This window comes from Pseudaquabacterium pictum (assembly GCF_005403045.1).
Taxonomy (GTDB): Bacteria; Pseudomonadota; Gammaproteobacteria; order Burkholderiales; family Burkholderiaceae_C; genus Pseudaquabacterium; species Pseudaquabacterium pictum.
In genome coordinates, this window is sequence record NZ_BJCL01000022.1 from 1 (window position 1) to 22,604 (window position 22,604).

A 22,604-nucleotide genomic window follows, 5' to 3' on the forward strand; every position below is an offset into this window, starting at 1 on the left:
CCGCTGCGGCGGCCACCGGCACGGCGGGCGCGGCGGGTGCAGCGACAGCCGGCTGCGGCGCCTGCGCGGCCAGGCGCTGCGGCAGGGTGGCCGGCTGCTGGGCCAGCTCGGCCTGGCGGCGCTTGAGCATGCGCTCGCGCACATAGTCCTGGAAGGTCAGCGTGCTCATGCCCAGGGTCTCGACATCGCGGGCCACGGTGCCGTCGGCCGCGGTGTCGGCCTGACCGGCAGCGGCGGCATCGCTGAACAGGCCGGGCTCGATGCGTTCCTGCCGGCGCGGTTCGCTGCGGGCGTCCAGCCGTTCGCCGCGGGCGGCGATGCGTTCGGCCAGGGTCATGGACCGCGGCGGCGCAGGCGGCGCCGGCACCACCGTGGGCTGGGAGGCCGCGGCGCGCGGGGTCGGCGTCGCGGCGGGGGCCTGGGCGGCGGCCTGCTCGATGCGGGCCAGGCCGTCAGGCGCCATGGCCAGCACTTCCACGCCGTCGGCGGCGGGCTTGGTCGACAGCACGACGGCATCGTCGCCCAGCACCTCGCGCACCTGCGCCAGCGCCTCGCGTGCCGTGCGGGCTGTGAATCGCTTCACGTTCATGCAGCGCTCCCGATGATGTTGCCGATGCGGATGGAATGCGTCTCAGGAATCTCGCTGTGGCCCAGCACCTTCAGCCGCGGGGCAGCGCGCTTGAGCAGCCGGGCCATCGGCACGCGGATCACGTCGGGCACCAGCAGGCAGGCGGGCTGGCCCAGGTCTTCCTGCTTCTTGGCGGTGCTGGCGGCCTCGCGGGTCAGGGTGTCGGCCACGCCGGGGTCGAGTGCGGCGCCGTGCGGGCTGGTCAGGGCCTGGGTGACCAGGCGCTCCAGGTCGGGCTCCAGCGCGATCACGTCCAGCTCCTTGGTGGGGCCGTAGATCTGCTGCACGATCACCGGCGCCAGGTGCACCCGGACGCGACGGGCCAGTTCGCCGGGGTCACCGGCCTGGGCGCCGTGCTCGGCCACGCACTCGACGATGGAGCGCATGTCGCGGATGTGCACGCCCTCGTCGAGCAGCAGCTGCAGCACTTTCTGCAATGTGGCGATGCCGACCATTTTGGGAATCACATCCTCGATGAGCTTGGGGGCCTGCTTGGTGACGTGCTCCACGAGCTGCTGGGTTTCCACCCGGCCCAGCAGGCGAGCTGCGTTCACTTGCATCAAGTGTGAAAGATGGGTCGCCACGACGGTCGCGCAATCAACCACCGTGAACCCATTCATTTGCGCCATTTCCCGCTGGCGCTCCTCAATCCAGGTGGCGGGCAGGCCGAAGGCCGGATCGGTGGTGGGCGTGCCCGGCAGCTTGACGGTGGCACCGCCCGGATTGATGGCCAGCAGCATGCCGGGGAAGGCCTCGCCCTCGCCCACCACGGCGCCGCGCAGCAGCACACGGTAGGCGCTGGGCTTGAGCTCCAGGTTGTCGCGGATGTGCACCGCCGGCGGCAGGAAGCCGACCTCCTGCGCGAACTTCTTGCGCACGCCCTTGATGCGGCTGAGCAGATCGCCCTGGCGGGTCTTGTCGACCAGCGCGATCAGGCGGTAGCCCACCTCCAGGCCCAGGGTGTCGACCGGCTGCAGGTCGTCCCAGCTGGCCTCGGCGTTGGCGGGCTGGGCATCGGGTGGCGGCGGCGGCGGTGCCTCGGCGGCCAGCTTGTCGCGCCGGTGCAGGCCCCAGGCCAGGGCGCCCAGCGCACCGGCGATGACCAAGAACACCAGGTTGGGCATGCCCGGGATCAGGCCCAGCGCCCCCACGATGCCCGCGGTGATGCCCAGCGCCTTGCTGCTGCCGAACACCTGGCTGCCGATCTGGCTGCCGATGTTCTGCTCCTTGCCCACCCGCGAGACCACCATCGCCGCCGCCACCGAGATCAGCAGGCCGGGGATCTGGGCCACCAGGGCGTCGCCCACGGCCAGCAGCACATAGGTGCGGGCGGCATCGCCGGCGCTCATCGCATGGCTGATCACGCCGATCAGGAAGCCGCCGACGATGTTGATCACCAGGATCAGCATGCCGGCGATGGCGTCGCCGCGCACGAACTTGCTGGCACCGTCCATGGAGCCGAAGAAGTCGGCCTCCTCGCCCACCTCGATGCGGCGGCGCTTGGCCTCCTTCTCGTCGATGAGGCCGGCGTTCAGGTCGGCGTCGATGGCCATCTGCTTGCCGGGCATGGCATCCAGGGTGAAGCGGGCGCCGACCTCGGCGATGCGCTCCGCACCCTTGGTGACCACGATGAAGTTGATCACCACCAGCACCGCGAAGACGATCAGGCCGACGGCGAAGTTGCCCCCCACCAGGAAGTGGCCGAAGCTCTCGATCACCTTGCCCGCCGCGCCGGGGCCGGTGTGGCCTTCCAGCAGCACCACCCGGGTGGAGGCCACGTTCAGGGAGAGCCGCAGCAGCGTGGTGACCAGCAGCACCGCCGGGAAGGCGGCGAAGTCCAGCGGCCGCACCATCTGCGAGGCCACCATCATCACCATCAGCGCCATCGCGATGTTGAAGGTGAACAGCAGGTCCAGCATCCAGGGCGGCAGCGGCAGCACCATCATCGCCAGCACCATGACGATGAAGATCGGGGCGCCCAGGCTGCGCAGGATGGGCAGGCTCAGGCTCGCCCCGGCGGCAGCCTTCTGCGCGGTGGGGTGGCCGGTGAGGCCATCCCAGAACGCTTGCAATTGCTGAAGCAACGGGTTCATGGCTTAGACGGGCGCCGGCTCGGCGGTGTGCGGATCAAGATCGGGCGGCACCACGATGGGTGGCAGGTCGTGGGGCATGGCGGCACGGCCGGCCATGGCGGCGCGCAGCTGGTAGACATAGGCCAGCACCTGGGCCACGGCCGAGAACAGCCGCGCCGGGATCTCGTGGTCGACCTCGCTGTGGGCGTAGAGCGCACGGGCCAGCGGCGCGGCCTGCAGCACCGGCACCTTGTGCTCGCGCGCCAGGTCGCGGATCTTCAGGGCCAGCAGGTCGGCACCCTTGGCCACCACCTTGGGCGCGGCCATGCGGCCCTCGTCGTACTTCAGCGCCACCGCGTAGTGGGTGGGGTTCATCACCACCAGGTCGGCCTTGGGCACGGCAGCCAGCATGCGCTTGCGCGACATCTCGCGCATGCGGGACTTGATGCGGCCCTTCATCTCGACGTTGCCCTCGGCCTCCTTGTGCTCCTGCTTGGCCTCCTGGTGGCTCATCTTCAGCCGGTTGGCCAGCATGCGGCGCTGCAGCGGCACGTCGATGGCGGCGAACACCGCCAGCACGATGACCAGCAGCATCAGCCCATCCAGCAGGGCGCCGCCGGTGTGGGCCAGGGCGGTGGGCAACGGCATGGCCAGCGCATCATGGAACTGGCCCAGGTGCAGCCACAGCCACAGGCCGCCGGCCACGCCCAGCAGCAGCGCCAGCAGGCAGGCCTTGGCCAGATCCCCCAGGTGCTGGCCCGAGACCATGCGGCCCAGGCCGGTCAGCGGATTGAGCTTGCCGAAGTTGGGGGCCAGCGGCTGCCAGGTGAAGTTCCAGCCGCCCGAAGCCAGCGCCGCGCCCACCACCAGCAGGATGCCCAGCGCGCCCAGCGGCAGCAGCACGACCATCCAGGCCCAGGTCAGCATGCCCAGGTGGCGGGTCATGGCATCGGCCTGTGACAAGGCTTGCAGATCGAAACGCAGACCGCTGGCCAGCAGGCGGGCCGACCAGTCAGCCAGCTGCGGCAAGGCCACCACCAGCAGCGCGCCGCCACCGCCCACCACCAGCAGGTGAGCCAGGTCGCGCGAACGCGCCACCTGGCCCTCGCGGCGGGCCTTGCGGATCTTCTTCTCTGAAGCTGGGAGGTTGCGTTCCTGGGCGTCAGCCATGGCGATGCGGGCACGGGTGGAGGCACTGGCGGGATCGTCAGCGCACAGCCATGGTGCCGCCCGGTCGCCCGTGCGGGGACCGGATAAGCATCGCGGAACACCCCGTTATCGGCCCCTTGCGGCAAACCTGAAGCCTCAAGCTGGCGGGCAGCGTGAATTAACCGGGCCTTCGTCTGCCTGATCGGTTTCGCACTCAAGTTGCCCCGTGGGGGGCCCGATATGCCGACGAGGAACGCGCCGAAGGTGCCGTCCATGCCCTGCACGGGTGGACGGTGAGCCCGGCGACTCGCACCAAAGATTGCTGCAAACACTTGCGCCGAAGGATTTGAGACCATGGCCTCGAACATCACCAGCCTGACCCCTGCCGAAATCGCCGCGATGACCACGGCCCAGATTGCCGCGCTCACTGCCGCCGACTGGGCAGCGTTCAGCGTGGACCAGATGGCGGCACTGACGGCCGAGCAGTTGCCGGTCATTCCAGCGCAGCGGGTCAGCGCGCTGACCGGTGTGCAGATCGCAGCCCTGGATCCAGCGGACTTCGCGGCGCTGAGCTCGACACAGCTGCGCGCCATCAGCACCGCGGGCGTCGCGGTGATGACCAGCAGCGACTTCGATGCGCTCAACACCCAGCAGCTCAATGCACTGACGACGGCCCAGGTGCGGGCCATCGTCACCGCCGAGCTGGCCGGCCTGTCGGCGCAGACGGTGTCGGCCCTCGGCACCGCCCAGGTGGCGGCGCTGAGCACGCAGCAGATCGACAACCTGAGCCAGAGCCAGCTGCAGGCGCTGACCACGGCCCAGGTGCGGGCGCTGAACACCCAGCAGGTGGCCAGCCTGTCCACCGAGGACCTGACCGCGCTGTCGCAGGACCAGTTCGCCGCCTTCACCAGCCGGCAGATGACCATGCTCAGCGGCGCCCAGGTGGCGGCGCTGGATGCCAGCTACCTGGCCCAGCTGAACACCCAGCAGCTGCGCAGCCTGAGCACCGCTGCCGTGGCAGCCATGGCCGACGTGGACTTCGAGGGCTTCAGCGCCGCCCAGCTGGCCGCGCTGAGCACGGCCCAGGTGCGCGCCATCGGTGCCGGCGTGCTGACCGAGGTGGCCGCTGCCACCGTGGCCCAGCTCAGTGCCGTCCAGATGGCGGCCCTGTCCACCGACCAGATGGCCGCGCTGTCGACCGAGCAGCTCACCGCGCTGGGCAATGGCCAGCTGGCCGCACTGGCCAGCCACCAGCTGACCGCGCTGGACACCGCCGTCCTCAACAGCCTGAGCAGCGCCCAGTTCCAGGCGCTCAGCAGCAGGCAGATCGGCAGCCTGTCGAACAACCAGCTCAGCAACCTCGAGTCCGAGGATCTGCAGGCGCTGACCGAGACGCAGGTGCGCGGCATCACCACCGCCGGCCTGGCCGCGCTGGACAGCGCCGACATCGGCCTGCTCACGCCCACCCAGCTGGCCGCACTGACCACCACCCAGCTGCGCGCGCTGGAAGCGGCCGACATGGCCTACCTGGCCACGGCGGCGCTGCAGGCGCTGAGCAGCGCCCAGGTCACCGCGCTCACCACCGCCCAGCTCGCCGGCCTGTCCAGCGAGCAATGGCAGGCCCTGGGCGCCACCCAGCTGCGCGGGCTGAGCACCGCCCAGATCGCCAGCCTGGCCACCGACGACCTGAACACCCTGACCAGCGCGCAGTTCCAGCTGCTGGGCAGCGCCCAGATCACCGCGCTGACCAGCCAGCAGATCGCCAACCTGGAGTCCGACGACCTGGGCGCGCTGAGCGCGGCGCAGCTGCGCGGCCTGGAGACGCGTGACATCGCGGTGCTCGACAGCGCCGACGTGGCTGCCATGGGCTCGAACCAGCTGGCCGCACTGAGCTCGCTGCAGCTGCGCGCCCTGGCCACCGACGCCCTGGCCGGCCTGAGCACGGCCACCGTGGCCAGCCTGGGCACGGCCCAGATCGGCCAGCTCACCACCGCCCAGCTGGCGGCGCTGGGCTCCGACCAGTTCCTGGCCCTGACCAGCCGGCAGCTGCAGGCCCTGGGCTCGGCCCAGCTGGCCGCACTGTCGACCGAGGAGCTCAACAGCCTGAGCACCGACCAGTTCGCCGCACTGACCAGCAGCCAGCTGGCCGGCCTCACCAGCACCCAGGTGGCCAGCCTGGAGGCGGCCGACTTCGGCGCCCTGTCGACCACCCAGCTGCGCGGCATCGCCCCGGCCAGCCTGGCCGCGCTCAGCACCGAGCTGCTGTCGCAGCTGAGCTCGGCCGACGTGGCATCGCTGACCAGCGCGCAGATCGCCGCGCTGGACTCGGCCGACCTGGCCGCCCTGGGCCAGAACGCCGTGGCCGCCCTCGGCGGCACCCAGGTGGCCAACCTGAGCACCGCCCAGCTGGCGGCGCTGAGCAGCGACCAGCTGCAGGCCATGAGCACCGCCCAGGTGGCGGCGCTGACCTCGGCGCAGATTGCCTCGCTGTCGACCGCCGACCTGAACGCCCTGTCCACCGCCCAGTTCGCGGCACTGACCACCCGCCAGATTGCCGAGCTGAGCGCCAACCAGGTGGCCAACCTGGAGAGCGCCGACCTGGCCGCGCTGGGCACGGCCCAGGTGCGCGCGCTGGAGACCCGCGACCTCGCGGCCATGGATTCGGCCGACATCCGCGTGCTCAGCAGCACGCAGGTGATGGCACTGACCTCGGCCCAGATCCGCGCGCTGGAGACGGCCGACCTGGTCGGCCTGACGCCGACCACCCTGGCCACCCTGGGCACGGCCCAGGTGGCGGCGCTGACCTCGGCGCAGATCAACGCCCTGGGCAGCGACCAGCTGCAGGCGTTGACCACCGCCCAGCTGCGTGCCCTCAGCGGCGAGCAGCTGGCCAGCCTGACCAGCGACGACCTGAACACCCTGTCGGCCGAGCAGCTGGGCGCGCTGAGCACCAGCCGCCTGGCCGCGCTGACCACCAGCCAGCTCAACGCCATGGGTTCGGACGACCTGCTGGCGCTGACCACCGCCCAGGTGCGGGGCCTGACCACCGGCCAGCTGGCGGCGCTGGACACCGCGGTGCTGAACGTGCTGAACACGGCGCAGTTCGCCGCGCTCAGCAGCACCCAGATCTCGGCGCTGCAGCCCAACCAGGTGGCCAACCTGGAATCCGCCGATCTGGCGGCGCTGAGCACCGGCCAGCTGCGCGGCCTGGGCGCCAACGCCGTGGCCGCGATGGGCGCGGACGACCTGGCCGTGCTGAGCACGGCGCAGCTGCGTTCGCTGACCAGCACCCAGCTGCGGGCCATCGACACCGCCGAGATCGTCGGCATCACCACCACGGCGCTGGCGGCGCTGAGCTCGGCCCAGCTGGGCCTGCTCAACACCCACCAGCTGGCCGGCCTGACCGATGCCCAGCTGCAGGCGCTGAGCTCGGGCCAGCTGCGTGGCCTGACCACGGCACAGCTGGCGTCGCTGGACACCGCGAACCTCAACGCGCTGACCACCGACCAGATCCGCGCGCTCAGCAGCACCCAGATCGCCGCCCTGACCAGCCACCAGCTGGACAACTTGGCCAGCGACGACCTGATGGCGCTGACCACCGCGCAGCTGCGCGGCATCGAGGCGCGCGACCTCGGCGCGCTGGACGCGACCGACCTGGGCCGCCTGACCTCCACCCAGGTGGCAGCCTTCACCAGCGTGCAGCTGCGCGCCCTCGACAGCGCCGACCTCGGCGGCCTGGGCACCGCCGGCCTGGCCGCGCTCAGCGGCGCCCAGCTGGGCGCGCTGACCAATGCCCAGCTGGCCGCGCTGGGCACCGACCAGCTGCAGTCGCTGACCAGCAGCCAGATCACCGGGCTGACCACCGCCCAGCTGGCATCGCTGGCCACCGACATCCTCAACAGCCTCACGCCCGATCAGTTCCGCGCCTTCACCAGCGCCCAGATCGGCTCGTTGACCGCCACCCAGATCGGTGCGCTGGAATCGGCCGACCTGAACGCGCTGAACACCGCCCAGTTCAAGGCCATCGGCGCGGCGGCCGTGGCGGGCTTCAACAGCGCCGACCTGGCCGCCCTGACCTCGTCGCAGCTGTCGGTGCTGACCACCGCCCAGGTGCGCCAGATCGCCACCGCCGAGATCGACGGCCTCACCTCCACCGCGGTGCAGGGCCTGACCACGGCCCAGGTGGCCGCGCTCAGCACGCCGCAGCTCGCCGCGCTGACCAGCGAGCAGCTGCAGGCCTTCACCTCGGGGCAGATCCGTGCACTCACCGCCGGCCAGATCGCCGGCCTGGCCACCGACGACCTGAACGCGCTGACCAGCAGCCAGTTCCAGGCCCTGAGCACCCAGCAGATCGCTGCCCTGGCCACCGAGCACGTGGCCAACCTCGAGACCGAGGACCTGGCGGCCCTGACCACGCTGCAGATGCGCGCCCTGGAGACCCGCGACATCGCGGCCATGGGCTCGGAGGACATCGCCGCCCTGCGCGCCGCGCAGATCGGCGCCCTGACCTCGAACCAGATCAAGGCCATCGGCACCGATGACCTGGCCGGCCTGAGCACCGCGGTGCTGTCGACGATGAGCTCGGCACAGATCGGCATGTTCACCTCGTCCCAGCTGGCCGCCCTGTCGTCGGACCAGCTGCAGTCGCTGAGCAGCCGCCAGCTGGCCGGCCTGACGACGGCACAGCTGTCGACCATGGGCTCGGACGACATCCGCAGCCTCACCACCGAGCAGTTCCAGTCGCTGTCCACCGCCCGCCTGGCCGCGCTGACGTCGGCCCAGCTCGACAGCCTCGGCAGCGACCAGCTGCAGCTGCTGACCTCCACCCAGCTGCGCGGCCTGACCACGCTGCAGCTGAGCACGCTGAACACCGACGACCTGAACGCGCTGACCAGCGCCCAGTTCCGACTGCTCACCTCCAGCCAGATCGCGGCGCTGGGCAGCGACCAGATCGGCAACCTGACCAGCGAGGACCTGGCAGCGCTGACCAGCGCCCAGATCCGCGCCATCCAGGTCACCGACCTGGCCGGCCTGGACTCCGCCGACCTGCGCGCCCTGCAGGCCGGCCAGATGTCCGGTTTCACCACCGCCCAGCTGCGGGCCCTGGGCTCGGACGACGTGGTCGGCCTGACCAGCGATGCGCTGCGCGCACTGAACGCCAGCCAGATGGGTGCGTTCACCAGCAGCCAGCTCGGCGCGCTCAGCAGCGACCAGCTGCAATCGCTGACCAGCGTGCAGCTGCGCGGCCTGACCAGCACCCAGCTGGCGGCGCTGGACACCGATGACCTGAACATGCTGACCGGCGACCAGCTGGCCAGCCTGGCGACCAGCCAGATCGCGGCGCTGAGCGCCAACCAGATCGGCAAGCTCACCACCGAGGACCTGGCCGCGCTGACGACGGCACAGATCCGCGCCATCGAGACGCGTGACCTTGCCAACATCGATTCCACCGACATGGCGGCGATGAGCGCCGCCCAGGTGGCCGCGCTGTCCAGCACCCAGCTGCGGGCGCTGGACACCACCGACATCGGTGGCATCAGCACCGCCGGCATCGCCGCGCTCAGCGGCGGCCAGGTGGCTGCGCTGACCACCGCCCAGGTGCTGGCGCTGTCCACCGACCAGGTGCAGGCCCTGGGCACCGCCCAGCTGCGTGAACTGACCACCGCCCAGATGGCGGCGCTGGGCACCGACGACCTAGTGGCCCTGACGACCAACCAGCTGGCCGGCTTCACCACGGCGCAGATCGCCGCCCTGTCGGCCGGCCAGATCGCCAACTTCTCCACCGACGACCTGGCCGCCCTGTCGGCAGCCCAGGTGCGGGCCATCGACACCCGCGGCGTCGCCACCTTCGACACCGCCGACCTCGGCGCCCTCACCTCGGCCCAGCTGGGTGCACTGACCTCGGTGCAGCTGGCGGCCATCGGCACCGACACCATCGACGGCCTGTCCACCGCGGCCCTGGCGGGCCTGACCGTCGGCCAGGTGGCCGGCCTCACCTCGGGCCAGCTCAGCGCCCTATCCAGCGACCAGCTGCAGGCCCTGAGCAGCACCCAGCTGCGCGCCCTGGCCAGCAGCCAGCTCGCCGGCCTGGCCACCGATGCCCTGAACCACCTCACCACCAACCAGTTCGCCGCGCTCACCACCCAGCAGGTGGCCGGCCTGACCAGCACCCAGGTGGGCGGCCTGAACACCGACGACCTGTCGGTGCTGAGCACGGCGCAGCTGCGTGCGCTGGACACCCGCGCCCTGGCCCTGCTCGACACCGCCGACATGGCGGCCCTGAACTCGGCCCAGCTGGCCGCGCTGACCACCGACCAGCTGCGTGCCATCGGCACCGACGACCTGCCCGGCCTGGGCAGTTCCGCGCTGGCCGGCCTGTCCAGCACCCAGATCGCGGCGCTGACCACGGCCCAGCTGGGCAACCTGGGCAGCGATGACCTGCAGGCGCTCAGCGGCAACCAGCTGCGCGGCCTGACCTCGACCCAGATCGCCAGCCTGGCGACCGACGACCTCAATGCCCTGACGAGCAACCAGATCGCTGCACTGACGACGGCGCAGATCGCCGCGCTGGGCACCGAGCAGCTGCGTGCCATGGCCTCCGACGACCTGGCCGCGCTGACCACGCTGCAGGTGCGGGCGCTGGAAAGCCGCGACCTGGCGCAGCTCGACTCCACCGACCTGGCGGTGCTGAACTCGGCCCAGCTCGGTGCGCTGACCAGCGTGCAGCTGGCCGGTCTGGCCACCGACGCGGTGGCCGGCCTGGCCACCGATGCCATCCCCGGCATCAACGCGCTGCAGATCGCCGGCCTGACCTCCAGGCAGCTGGCCAACCTGGGCAGCGACCAGCTGCAGGCCCTGGGCAGCGCCCAGCTGGCCGGCCTGACGACCGCCCAGGTGGCCAGCCTGGCCACCGATGACCTCAATGCGCTGACCAGCGACCAGTTCCGGGCGCTGACCACGGCGCAGATCGCCGCGCTCGACAGCAACCAGCTGGGCAAGCTGGGGAGCGAGGACCTGGGCGCCCTGACCTCGCTGCAGATCCGCGCCATGGAGACCCGCGACTTCGCCGGCTTCGACAGCGCCGACCTGCGCGCCCTGGGCTCGGCCCAGCTGGTGGCCTTCACCACCGACCAGCTGCGGGCCCTGGCGTCCGACGACCTGGTGGGCCTGACCACCGAGGCGCTGAACGCCCTGTCGGCGGCCCAGCTGGCCGTGCTGGGCAGCACCCAGCTCGGCGCCCTGTCCAGCGACACCCTGCAGGCCCTGGGCAGCGAGGAGCTGCGCAGCCTGACGACCACCCAGATCGCCGCCCTGTCCACCGACGACCTGAACACGCTGACCAGCGACCAGTTCAAGATGCTGCTGACCGCGCAGATCGCCGCGCTGACCAGCAACCAGATCGCCGGCCTGGTGTCGGACGACCTGGCCGCCCTCACCTCGGCCCAGATCCGCGCCATCGAGACGCGCAACCTGGGTGCGCTGGACAGCGTCGACCTGGGTCACCTGACCTCGCTGCAGATGGCGGCGATGACCACGGCCCAGCTGCGCGCGCTCGACAGCGCCGACCTGCCCGGCCTGACCACCGACGCCCTCAATGGGTTGGGCACGGTGCAGATCGGCGCGCTGGGCACCGCCCAGCTGGCGGCGCTGGGCAGCGAGCAGTGGGGGAGTCTGTCCACCCGCCTGCTGCAAGGCCTGACCACCGACCAGATGGGCCGGCTGACCAGCGACGACATCAACGCGCTGACCACCGACCAGCTGCGCGCCTTCACCACCGCCCAGATCGCCGCGCTGAGCACGCAGCAGGTGGCCAACCTGGCCTCCGACGACGTGGCCGCGCTGACCTCGGTGCAGCTGCGTGCGATGGAAACCCGCGACGTGGCCGCGCTCGACTCGGTCGACCTGGCCGCGCTCAGCAGCGTCCAGGTGGCTGCCTTCACCAGCAACCAGCTGCAGGCCCTGGAGACGGTGGACCTCGCAGCCCTCACCACCGACGGCCTGGCCGGCATCAGCGCGGCCAACATCAGCGCGCTGAGCACCCGCCAGCTCGGCGCCATCGGCACCGAGCAGTGGCAGTCGCTGAGCAGCACCCAGCTGCGCGGCCTGTCCACCGACCAGGTGGCCGGCATGGCCACCGATGACCTGGCCAACCTCACCAGCAGCCAGCTGTCCAGCCTGACCAACGCCCAGTGGGGCGCGCTGAACACCGCGCGCATCGCCGCGCTGGGCAGCGAGGACATCGCCGCGCTGACCACCGGCCAGCTGCGCAGCCTGAGCACCGCCCAGATCGCCGCCCTCGACTCGGTCGACGTGGCCGCCCTGAGCGCCACCCAGGTCGCTGCGCTGGGCACCGAGCAGCTGCAGGGCCTGGAAACGCAGGACCTGCTGGCCATGGGCACACAGTCCCTGGCCGCCATCACCACCGCCAGCATCGACGGCCTGACCTCGCGCCAGATCGGCGCGCTGAGCTCCGACCAGCTGCAGGCGCTGACCACCGTCCAGCTGCGTGCCCTGACCACCGCCCAGCTCACCGGCCTGGCCTCCGAGGACATCGGCGCACTCACCAGCAACCAGCTGGCCGCGCTGCAGACCGAGCAGCTGGCCAGCCTGAGCACCCGCCAGATCGCCGCCATGGGCAGCGAGGACGTGGCTGCGCTGTCGACGGCCCAGCTGCGCAACCTGACCACGGCCCAGATCCGCGCGCTGGACACCGAGGACATGGTCATCATGGACAGCCGCCAGGTGGCTGCCCTCAGCTCCGACCAGCTGGCCGCGCTGGAGACGGTGGACCTGGTGGCCATCACCACCGCGGGCATCGCCGCGATCACCACCGCCAACATCGGCGTGTTCGACACCCGGCAGATCGCCGCGCTGGCCAGTGACCAGCTGCAGGCCCTGACCACGGCCCAGATCCGCGCCCTGGCCCCCAGCCAGCTGGCCGGCCTGGCCACCGACGACCTGAATGGCCTGTCCAGCACCCAGATCAAGGCGCTGAGCACCGAGCAGCTGGTGGCGCTGACCACCAAGCAGATCAGCGCCCTGGAGAGCGAGGACCTCGGCGCCCTGGGCACCGAGCAGATCCGCGTGCTGACCACCGCCCAGGTCGTGGCGCTGGACAGCGCCGACTTCGCGGTGATGACCTCGCGCCAGGTGGCCTCGTTCGATGCCGACCAGCTGCGGGCCATCGAGACGGCCGACCTGGCCGCGCTGAGCACCGCCGCCCTGGGCACGGTGTTCGCTGCCGCCATCAATGGCTTCTCCACCGGCCAGCTGGCCGCGCTGAGCAGCGAGCAATGGTCGTCGCTGAGCACCGAGCAGCTGACCGCGCTGACCACCCACCAGGTGGCCAACATCGCCACCGACGACCTGACCGCGCTGACCACCACGCAGATCGCTGCGCTGGGCACCGAGCAGGTCATCGCGCTGACCACCCGCCAGTGGACGGCCCTGGACAGCACCGACATCGCCGCCCTCGAGACCGACCAGCTGCGGGCCATGGAGACCCGCGACCTGGCAGCCTTGGAGACGGCCGACTTCGTCGCCCTCTCCAGCCTGCAGATCCGCGCGCTGTCGACCGACCAGCTGATGGCCATCGAGACCCAGGACCTGCGCGCCCTTACCACCGAGACGCTGGCCGCCATCGCCAGCGCCGACATGGACGGCTTCAGCACCAACCAGCTGAGCAACCTGGCCAGCGAGCAGATCGAGGCACTGACCACCCGCCAGCTGCGTGGCCTGAGCGTGGCCCAGCTGCTGGGCCTGGGCACCGACGACATCGTCGCCCTGACCAGCGACCAGTTCACCGGCCTGGCCACCGACCAGCTCGCCGGCCTGGGCACCCGACAGATCGCCGCCATGGGCAGCGAGGACGTGGCCGCCCTGGGCACCGACCAGCTGCGCCGCCTGACCACCGCCCAGATCGTGGCGCTGGACTCGGCCGACGTGCTGGCCCTGACCAGCACCCAGGTGGCCGCCTTCGGCACCGACCAGCTCGCCGCCCTGGAGACGCAGGACCTGCTGGCCATGACCACCGATGCCATGGCGGGCCTGGAGAGCGCCGACATCGACGGCCTCACCTCGCGCCAGCTCGGCGCCCTGGGCACCGACCAGCTGCAGGCGCTGACCAGCGGCCAGCTGCGGGCCCTGACCACCCACCAGCTGACCGGCCTGTCCACCGAGGACATCGGCACCCTGACCAGCACCCAGTTCGCCAGCCTGATGACCGAACAGCTGGCCAGCCTGAGCACCCGCCAGATCGCCGCCATGGGCAGCGAGGACGTGGGTGCCCTGGGCACCGACCAGCTGCGCCGCCTGACCACCGCCCAGATCGTGGCACTGGACTCGGCCGATGTGCTGGCCCTGACCAGCACCCAGGTGGCCGCCTTCGGCACCGAACAGCTCGCCGCCCTGGAGACCCAGGACCTGCTGGCCATGACCACCGACGCGATGGTGGGCCTGGAGAGCGCCGACATCGACGGCCTCACCTCGCGCCAGCTCGGCGCCCTGGGCACCGACCAGCTGCAGGCGCTGACCAGCGGCCAGCTGCGCGCCCTGACCACCCACCAGCTGACCGGCCTGTCCACCGAGGACATCGGCACCCTGACCAGCAGCCAGTTCGCCAGCCTGCAGACCGAGCAGCTCGCCAGCCTGAGCACCCGCCAGATCGCCGCCATGGGCAGCGAGGACGTGGGCGCCCTGGGCACCGACCAGCTGCGCCGCCTGACCACCGCCCAGATCGCGGCGCTGGACTCGGCCGACCTGGTGATCCTGGATTCCCGCCAGGTGGCCGCGCTCAGCTCCGAGCAGCTGGCTGCGCTGGAGACGGTCGACCTGATCGCCATCTCCACCAACGGCATCGTGGCACTGAGCAGCGAAAACGTCGCCGCGCTGACCACCCGCCAGATCGGCGCCCTGGCCAGCGACCAGCTGCAGGCGCTGACCACCGCCCAGATCCGGGCGCTGAGCACCGCCCAGCTGGCCGGCCTGGCCACCGACGACCTGAACGGCCTGAGCAGCACGCAGATCGTCTCGCTGAGCACCGAGCAGCTGGTGTCGCTGACGACCAAGCAGATCAGCGCGCTGGAGAGCGAGGACCTGGGTGCACTGAGCACCGAGCAGATCGTGGTGCTGACCACCGCCCACATCGCGGCCCTGGACAGCGCCGACTTTGCGGTGATGTCGTCGAAGCAGGTGGCGGCGCTGACCGCCTCCCAGCTGCGCGCCATCGAGACCGCCGACCTGGCCGCGATGACCACCGCCGGCCTGGTGACCATCTCCGCCAGCTCGATCAACGGCTTCTCCACCAGCCAGCTGTCCGCCTTGGGCAGCGACCAGTGGGCCGCCCTGACGACCGAGCAGCTGCAGAGCCTGACCACGACCCAGGTCGCCAACATCACGACCGAGGACATGGTGGCGCTGACCACCACCCAGCTGGCATCGCTGTCGACCGAGCAGATCGTCGCGCTGACCACCCGCCAGTTTGCGGCGCTGGACAGCGACGACATCGCCTCGCTGGGCACCGAGCAGGTGCGTGCCATGGAGACGCGCGACATCGCCGCCCTCGACAGCGTGGACCTGGCTGCCCTGACCACGGCCCAGATGGCCATCCTCAGCGGCGACCAGCTGCGCGCCATCGAGACCAATGACCTTGCTGCCGTCAGCACCCAGGCCATCGCCGCGATGGGCCTGACGGCCATCACCGCGCTGACCAGCGTGCAGTTCGCGGCCATGGGCAGCGACCAGCTGCAGGCGCTGACCAGCGACCAGCTGCGCGCGCTGACCACGACCCAGATGGCCACCCTCGGCACCGAGGAGCTGAATGCGCTGACCACCAGCCAGATCAACAGCCTGAGCAACGACCAGATCGTGGCCCTGACCACCCGCCAGTGGGCCGCCCTGGGCAGCGAGGACATCGCCGCCCTGGGCACCGACCAGCTGCGTGCGATGGAAACCCGCGACCTCGCGGCGCTGGACAGCGCCGACCTGGCCGCGCTGAACACCACGCAGGTGGCGGTGCTCAGCGGCGACCAGCTGCGCGCCCTGGAGACCGAGGACCTGGCCGCCATCAGCACCGATGCCATCGCCGCCATCGGCCTGGCCAACCTCACGTCGCTGAGCAGCACGCAACTGGCCGCGATGGCCAGCGAGCAGCTGCGGGCGCTGACCACCGACCAGATCCGCGGCCTGACCACGGCCCAGATCGCCACGCTGCAGACGGACGACCTCGGCGCCTTGACCACCGACCAGCTCGGTGCGCTGAATGCCGAACAGGTGGTGGCGCTGACCACCGCGCAGGTGGCCTCGCTGACCAGCGAGGACATCGCGTCCCTGGGCTCCGAACAGCTCAGCTGGATGGAGACGCGCGACATCGCCGCCCTGGACAGCCTGGACATCCAGGCCCTGAGCAGCGGCCAGATCACCGCGCTGACCAGCACCCAGCTGCGCGCCATCGAGAGCGCCGACTTCGCCGCGGTCAGCACGCAGGCCCTGGCGGCCCTCTCGGCCGGCAACGTGGCGGCCCTGGGCAGCCGGCAGCTCGCCGCCCTGGCGAGCGAGCAGTGGACCGCCCTGACCACCGACCAGGTGCGCGGCCTGACCACCGCCCAGCTGGCCAGCCTGGCCAGTGAAGACCTGAATGCGCTGACCTCCGACCAGTTCGTGGCACTCACCACCGAGCAGATGTCCGCGCTGACCACCGCCCAGGTGTCCATGCTGGAGAGCGTGGACCTGGCCGCACTGACGCCCGCCCAGCTGGCCGCGCTGACCACCCGCGGCATCTTCGCCCTCGACACGGCCGACATGCCTGCGATCACCTCCGCGCAGATGGCCCTGCTGAGCACGGCCCAGATCCGTGCCATCGAGACGGCCGACCTGGTCAGGATCGGCACCGAGGCGCTGATGGGCCTGACGACCCAGCAGGTGGCCGCCCTGGCCACGCAGCAGCTCGCCGCGATGGCCTCGGAACAGCTGCAGGTGCTGAGCACCGCCCAGCTGGCCGGCCTGAGCACCACCCAGCTGGCCAGCCTGTCCACCGACGACCTGAACCAGTTCACCGCCGAGCAGTTCGCGGGCCTGAGCACGGCACAGATCGCCGGCCTGACGACGCTGCAGTTCGCCAACCTGGCCAGCGATGACCTGCAGGCCCTGGACACCCAACAGATCCGCGCCATCGAGACCCGCGATCTGGCGGCCCTGGACTCGGCCGACCTGGCCAAGCTCAGCGCCGACCAGCTGGCCGCACTGAGCACGACCCAGGTGCGCGCCATCGAGAGCGAGGACATCAAGGGCATCCTGGCCAGCGCCATCGGCAGCCTCAGCGCCGCCCAGGTGGCCGCGCTCACCTCGGTGCAGCTGGGCGCCATGGGCACCGACCAGCTCGGCAGCCTGACCGAGATCCAGGTGGCCGGCATGGGCACCGCCCAGCTTGCCGCGCTGGACACCGACGACCTGAACGCGCTGACCCAGACCCAGATGTCCTGGCTCAGCACCGCCCAGGTGGCCGGCCTGACCACGCTGCAGTTCAACAAGATGGACACCGCCGACCTGGCCGGCTTCAGCACGGCGCAGATCCGGGCCATCGAGACCCGCGACATCGCCGCGCTGGAGAGCAGCCACCTGGCCGCGCTGGACGGCAGCCAGGTGGCCGCGCTGAGCACCGACCAGGTGCGCGCCATCGAGACGGCCGACATCGACAACCTCACCGTCAGCAGCCTGGGCAGCCTGAGCTCCGGCCAGCTGGGTGCACTGTCCACGGCCCAGCTGGCGGCCCTGGGCAGCGAGCAGCTCCAGGCCTTCAGCCAATCCCAGCTGGCAGGCCTGAGCACGGCCCAGCTGTCCAGCCTGGCATCGGACGACCTGAACGCCTTCAAGGCCGACCAGTTCAGCGGCTTCAGCACGGCCCAGATCGCCGGGCTGACCAGCAGCCAGGTCAGCACGATGGAGTCGGCCGACCTGCTGGCGCTGAGCGCCAACCAGGTGGCGGCACTGCAGACCCGCGCCATCGCCGGCCTGGACACCGCCGACGCCGCCGCGCTGAACGCCAACTTCATCAGCGCCATGACCACCGCCCAGGTGCGGTCGATGGAGACGGCCGACGTGGCCGCGCTGAGCGCGGCTGCCGTGGGCGGCTTCAGCTCGGCGCAGATCCGCGCGCTCAGCGATGAGCAGCTGGCCGCGCTGGGCAGCGAGCAGCTGCAGCGCCTGACCGGCGACCAGCTGGCCGGCCTGAGCACGGCCCAGATCGCCGGGCTGCAGACGGAGGACCTGAACATGCTGCTCGCCAGCCAGTTCAGCAACCTGTCGACGGCCCAGATCGCCGCGCTGGAGACGGCCCAGGTGGTCAAGCTGGAGAGCACGGACGTGCAGGCGCTCAGCGAGCGTCAGGTGGCGGCCCTGTCGACCGCCAACATCGCGGCGATGGATTCCAGCGACATCGGCTACTTCACCGCGACCCAGATCGCCGCGCTGACGACCGCCCAGGTGCGGGCCATCGACACGGCCGACCTCGGCGTGCTGACCGGCGGCACCCTGGGGGCGCTGACATCGGCCCAGATTGCCGCGCTGAGCACTGAACAGCTTGGTGCCCTGGGCAGCGACCAGCTGCGCGCCCTCAGCGCCGACCAGCTGTCGGGTCTGACCACGGCGCAGATGCGCAGCCTGGTCAGCGAAGACCTGAACGCGCTGCAGGCCGCCCAGATCCAGAACCTGAGCACCCGCCAGATTGCCGCGCTCGCCAGCGAGCAGGTGATGAAGATGGAGAGCACGGACCTGCAGGCGCTGAGCGCCGCCCAGGTGCGCGCCCTGGCCACCGACGCCATCGTGGGCCTGAGCTCGGAAGACCTGGGCCTGCTGTCGGCCGACCAGATCTCCGGCCTGGGCACCAACCAGCTCCGTGCCATCGAGACCGCCGACATCGGCGGCATCTCCCTGGCTGCGCTGACCGGGCTGACCTCGCTGCAGATCGGCGCGCTGAGCTCCGAGCAGGTGGGCGCACTGGGCTCCGAGCAGCTGATGGCCCTGAACGACGTGCAGATGCGCGGCCTCACCGCGGCGCAGCTGTCGGCCATCGCCAGCGCGGACCTCAACGCCTTCACCGCCGCGCAGTTCCGCAGCTTCAGCACCGCGCAGATGGCCGGCCTGAGCAGCGAACAGATCGGCAACCTGGAGACCGACGACCTGGCCGCGCTGACCACCGCACAGATCCGTGCGCTGGGCACCGAGGACATGGTGGTCCTGGACAGCGCCGACTTCGGTGCCATGGGTGCCGAGCAGTTGGGCGCCCTGACCGATGCCCAGGTGCAGGCCATCGAGACCGACGACCTGAACGCCCTGTCGGCGACCGACTTCAACGAGTTCGGCACCGCGCAGATCCGCGCGCTCAGCCAGAGCCAGATCGATGGCCTGGCCACCGACACGCTGGCGGCGATGAGCGGCACCCTGGTGTCCGGCCTCAGCGCCACCCAGATCGGCTGGCTGGACAGCGTCGACCTGGGCCAGCTCAGCGGCGAGCAACTGGGCGCGATGAGCAGCACGCAGCTGCGCGCCATCGAGACGGCAGACATCACCGGCCTGACGGTGGCAGCCCTGGGCGGCCTGACCGCGGCCCAGGTGGCGACGCTGACGACCGAGCAGCTGGCAGCGCTGTCGTCCGACCAGCTGCAGGGCCTGAGCGACACCCAGATCGCCGGCCTGACGATCGCCCAGCTGAACTCGCTGAGCAGCGACGATCTCAACACCCTGGTGGCCAGCCAGCTGCAGGGCCTGACCACGCGGCAGATCGCCGCGCTGGGCACCGACCAGCTGCTGAACCTGGCCAGCAACGACCTGCAGGCCCTCACCGGCACGCAGATCGCTGCGCTGACCACGGCCCAGGTGGCCGCCCTGGGCACCGAGGAGCTGTTCCTGCTCACCGGCGACCAGCTGGCCAGCCTGACCACCAACCAGATCCGGGCCATCGAGATCGGCGACATCGACGACATCGGAGTCGCCGCCCTGGGCAGCCTCACAGCCGCGCAGATGGCTGCGCTGACCAATGCCCAGCTGGCCGCACTGACCAGCGAGCAGCTGCAGTCCTTCACCGACCAGCAGCTGGCCGGCCTCAGCACCACCCAGCTGGCGGCCCTGGCCACCGACGACCTGAACCTGCTCACCGCCACGCAGTTCCAGGCGTTGGGCACGGCACAGATCGCCGGCCTGCTGAACAACCAGGTGGCCAATCTGGAGACCGACGACCTCGGCGCGCTGACCGTCAACCAGATGGCGGCCCTGCGCACCGGCCAGATCGCTGCGCTGGACAGCGCCGACCTGGTGGTGTTCAACGGCGAGCAGCTGGCGGCGCTGTCGACCGCCCAGGTGCGGGCCATCGAGACGGCCGACATCGGCGGCATCAGCGCCGGCGCCTTCGGTGCGCTGACCACCGCCCAGGTGGCTGCGCTGACCACGCCGCAGCTCGGTGCGCTGGGTTCCGAGCAACTGCAGGCCTTCACCAACGAGCAGCTGTCGGGCCTGAGCACCGCCCAGCTGGCCTCGCTGGCCACCGATGACCTGAACCAGTTCAGCGAGGACCAGTTCCGCGCCCTGTCGGCGGCCCAGATCACCGGGCTGACCAACAGCCAGGTGGCCAACCTGCAGGCCAGCGACCTGGCCGCGCTGAGCATCACCCAGGTGGCGGCACTGCGCACCGGCCAGCTGGCCGCCATGGATTCCGCCGACATCGCCACCCTCACCGGTGAGCAATTGGCGGTGCTGACCAGCGCCCAGCTGCGGGCCATCGAGACGGCGGACATCGGCGCCATCGGCCTCGATGCCCTGTCCAGCCTGAGCGCACTGCAGATCGGCATGCTCACCTCCAGCCAGCTGGGGGCGCTGTCGAGCGAGCAACTGCAGGCGCTGAGCGAGACCCAGCTGTCGGGCCTGAGCACGCTGCAGATCACGCAGCTGGCCACCGACGACCTGAACGCCTTCAGCGTGACGCAGTTCCAGCAGCTGAGCACGGCGCAGATCGCGGCGCTGACCACCAACCAGGCGGCCAACCTGCAGGCCGAGGACCTGAACGGCCTCGGCGTGTCCCAGGTGCGGGCCTTCGGCACCGCGGCCATCGCCGCCTGGGGCACCGATGACCTGGCCGCCCTCACCGGCGACCAGCTCACCGGCATGAGCGCCAGCCAGCGCCTGGCCATCGAGTCGGCCGACATCAAGGGCCTGAGCGAGGAGGCGCTGAGCTACCTCACCGCCGGCCAGGTGGGTGCGCTGACCTCGCTGCAGATCGCCGGCCTGAGCGATGCGCAGCTGCAGTCGCTGTCGGAGAGCCAGATCGGCGGCCTGACCACGCTGCAGGTCTCCACCCTGGCCAGCGCCGACCTGCTGCTGTTGACCGACAGCCAGATCCAGGCCCTGAGCACAGTGCAGATCAATGCGCTGACCGTCACCCAGGTCGGCGCGCTGGACAGCACCGACATCGCCCTGCTGAGCAACAGCCAGCTGCGCGCCCTGGGCACCGACGACATCGCGATCCTGAGCGCCAACGACATCGCCGTGCTCAATGCCGAGCAGGTGGCCGCCCTGAGCACCATCCAGGTGCGGGCCATCGAATCGGCCGACATCGGTGCCCTGTCCGCCGGCGACCTGCAGGAGTTCACCGCCAGCCAGGTGAAGGCCTTCACCCAGCAGCAGATCAATGCCCTGGGCAGCGACGACCTGCAGGCCCTGACGGCCACGCAGTTCGCGGCGCTGACCACGCAGCAGATCCGCTGGCTGGAGACGGCCGACATCGCGGCGCTGACCAACGAGCAGATCTCGTCGCTGACCAACGCCCAGGCCGCAGCGCTGCTGACCAACCAGATCGTGGCGCTGACCAACGACCACATCGCGGCGCTGCAGGTGAGCGCGATCCAGTCGATGTCGATGACCCAGGCACTGGCCTTCTCCACCGAAGACCAGGCGCTGATGAGCGGCGCGCAGCTCACGGCGTTCAATGCGCTGTCGCCGATCATCCTGGACCTGGACGGCAACGGGGTGAAGACCCTGTCGGCGGAGGAAGGCGTGCAGTTCGACCTGGCGGCCACCGGCACCACCGGCCAGTACGGCTGGGTCGGCGAGGGCGACGGCCTGCTGGTGCGGGACATCAACCGCGACGGCAGCATCAACGACGGCAGCGAGCTGTTCGGCGTGGGCACCCGCCTCGCCAACGGCAACCGTGCCGGCCACGGCTACGCCGCCATGGCTGCGCTCGACAGCAACGGTGACGGCCAGCTGACCGCCGCCGACCAGGCCTTCGGCGAGCTGCAGGTGTGGGTGGACGGCAACCGCGACGGCTACACCGACGTCGGCGAACTGCGCGGCCTGATCGACCTGGGCATCAATGCGCTGAGCCTGGACCATGTCACGTCGGACCGCCTGGACAACGGCAATGCCGTGGCCCTGGTCGGCAGCTACACCACCGACGACGGCAACACCCACGAGATGGCCGACGTGTGGTTCGCCAAGGCCCGCAGCGAGGCGCCGCCGCCTCAGATCACCGATCTGCTGGCCGACGCGCCAGACCACCTGACCGGCAGCGCCGATGGTGGCAGCAGCAGCGTGGTGCAGACCGCCAGCGTGACACCGGCCGTGGTCCACCACAAGCTCAACCCGTTCGAGGAAGAGCTGCTGAAGAACCAGCCGCTGATCTGACCGGCGCCGGCCACCGGCCGGTCCGACCCCACTGCCAGCCCCGGGCGGCGCCGAAAAGCGCCCCCCGGGGCTGGCTTCTTTGGCGA

3 protein-coding genes and 1 pseudogene are annotated in these 22,604 nt (G+C 70.9%); 1 reads left to right on the forward strand and 3 read right to left on the reverse strand.

What is annotated here, in order from left to right:
* From FFT10_RS27720 to FFT10_RS25085, 3 genes and pseudogenes are all read right to left on the reverse strand, one after another.
* Positions 1-589 (reverse strand): annotated as a pseudogene (locus tag FFT10_RS27720) (flagellar biosynthesis protein FlhF); the annotation flags it as partial.
* On the reverse strand, positions 586-2,721 hold the full coding sequence (gene flhA, locus FFT10_RS25080) for a flagellar biosynthesis protein FlhA (protein ID WP_137735624.1): 2,136 nt from the start codon (positions 2,719-2,721) through the stop codon (positions 586-588). The gene flhA and the pseudogene FFT10_RS27720, both read right to left, overlap by 4 nt.
* Before the next feature lie 3 nt (positions 2,722-2,724).
* Positions 2,725-3,870 (reverse strand): EscU/YscU/HrcU family type III secretion system export apparatus switch protein, encoded by a 1,146-nt coding sequence (locus tag FFT10_RS25085; protein WP_137735625.1) that lies wholly within the window; start codon positions 3,868-3,870, stop codon positions 2,725-2,727.
* 333 nt (positions 3,871-4,203) lie between these two features.
* On the opposite strand from FFT10_RS25085, the gene FFT10_RS25090 reads away from it, so the two are divergent.
* Positions 4,204-22,518, forward strand: a complete 18,315-nt coding sequence (locus FFT10_RS25090; RefSeq protein ID WP_137735626.1) for a beta strand repeat-containing protein — start codon at positions 4,204-4,206, stop codon at positions 22,516-22,518.
* Positions 22,519-22,604 lie beyond the last annotated feature (86 nt).

Bases quoted from the DNA above. Each gene is read 5' to 3' on its own strand.
- flhA (WP_137735624.1), bottom strand. From the start codon at position 2,721: ATGAACCCGTTGCTTCAGCAATTGCAAGCGTTCTGGGATGGCCTCACC.
- FFT10_RS25085 (WP_137735625.1), bottom strand. From the start codon at position 3,870: ATGGCTGACGCCCAGGAACGCAACCTCCCAGCTTCAGAGAAGAAGATC.
- FFT10_RS25090 (WP_137735626.1), top strand. From the start codon at position 4,204: ATGGCCTCGAACATCACCAGCCTGACCCCTGCCGAAATCGCCGCGATG.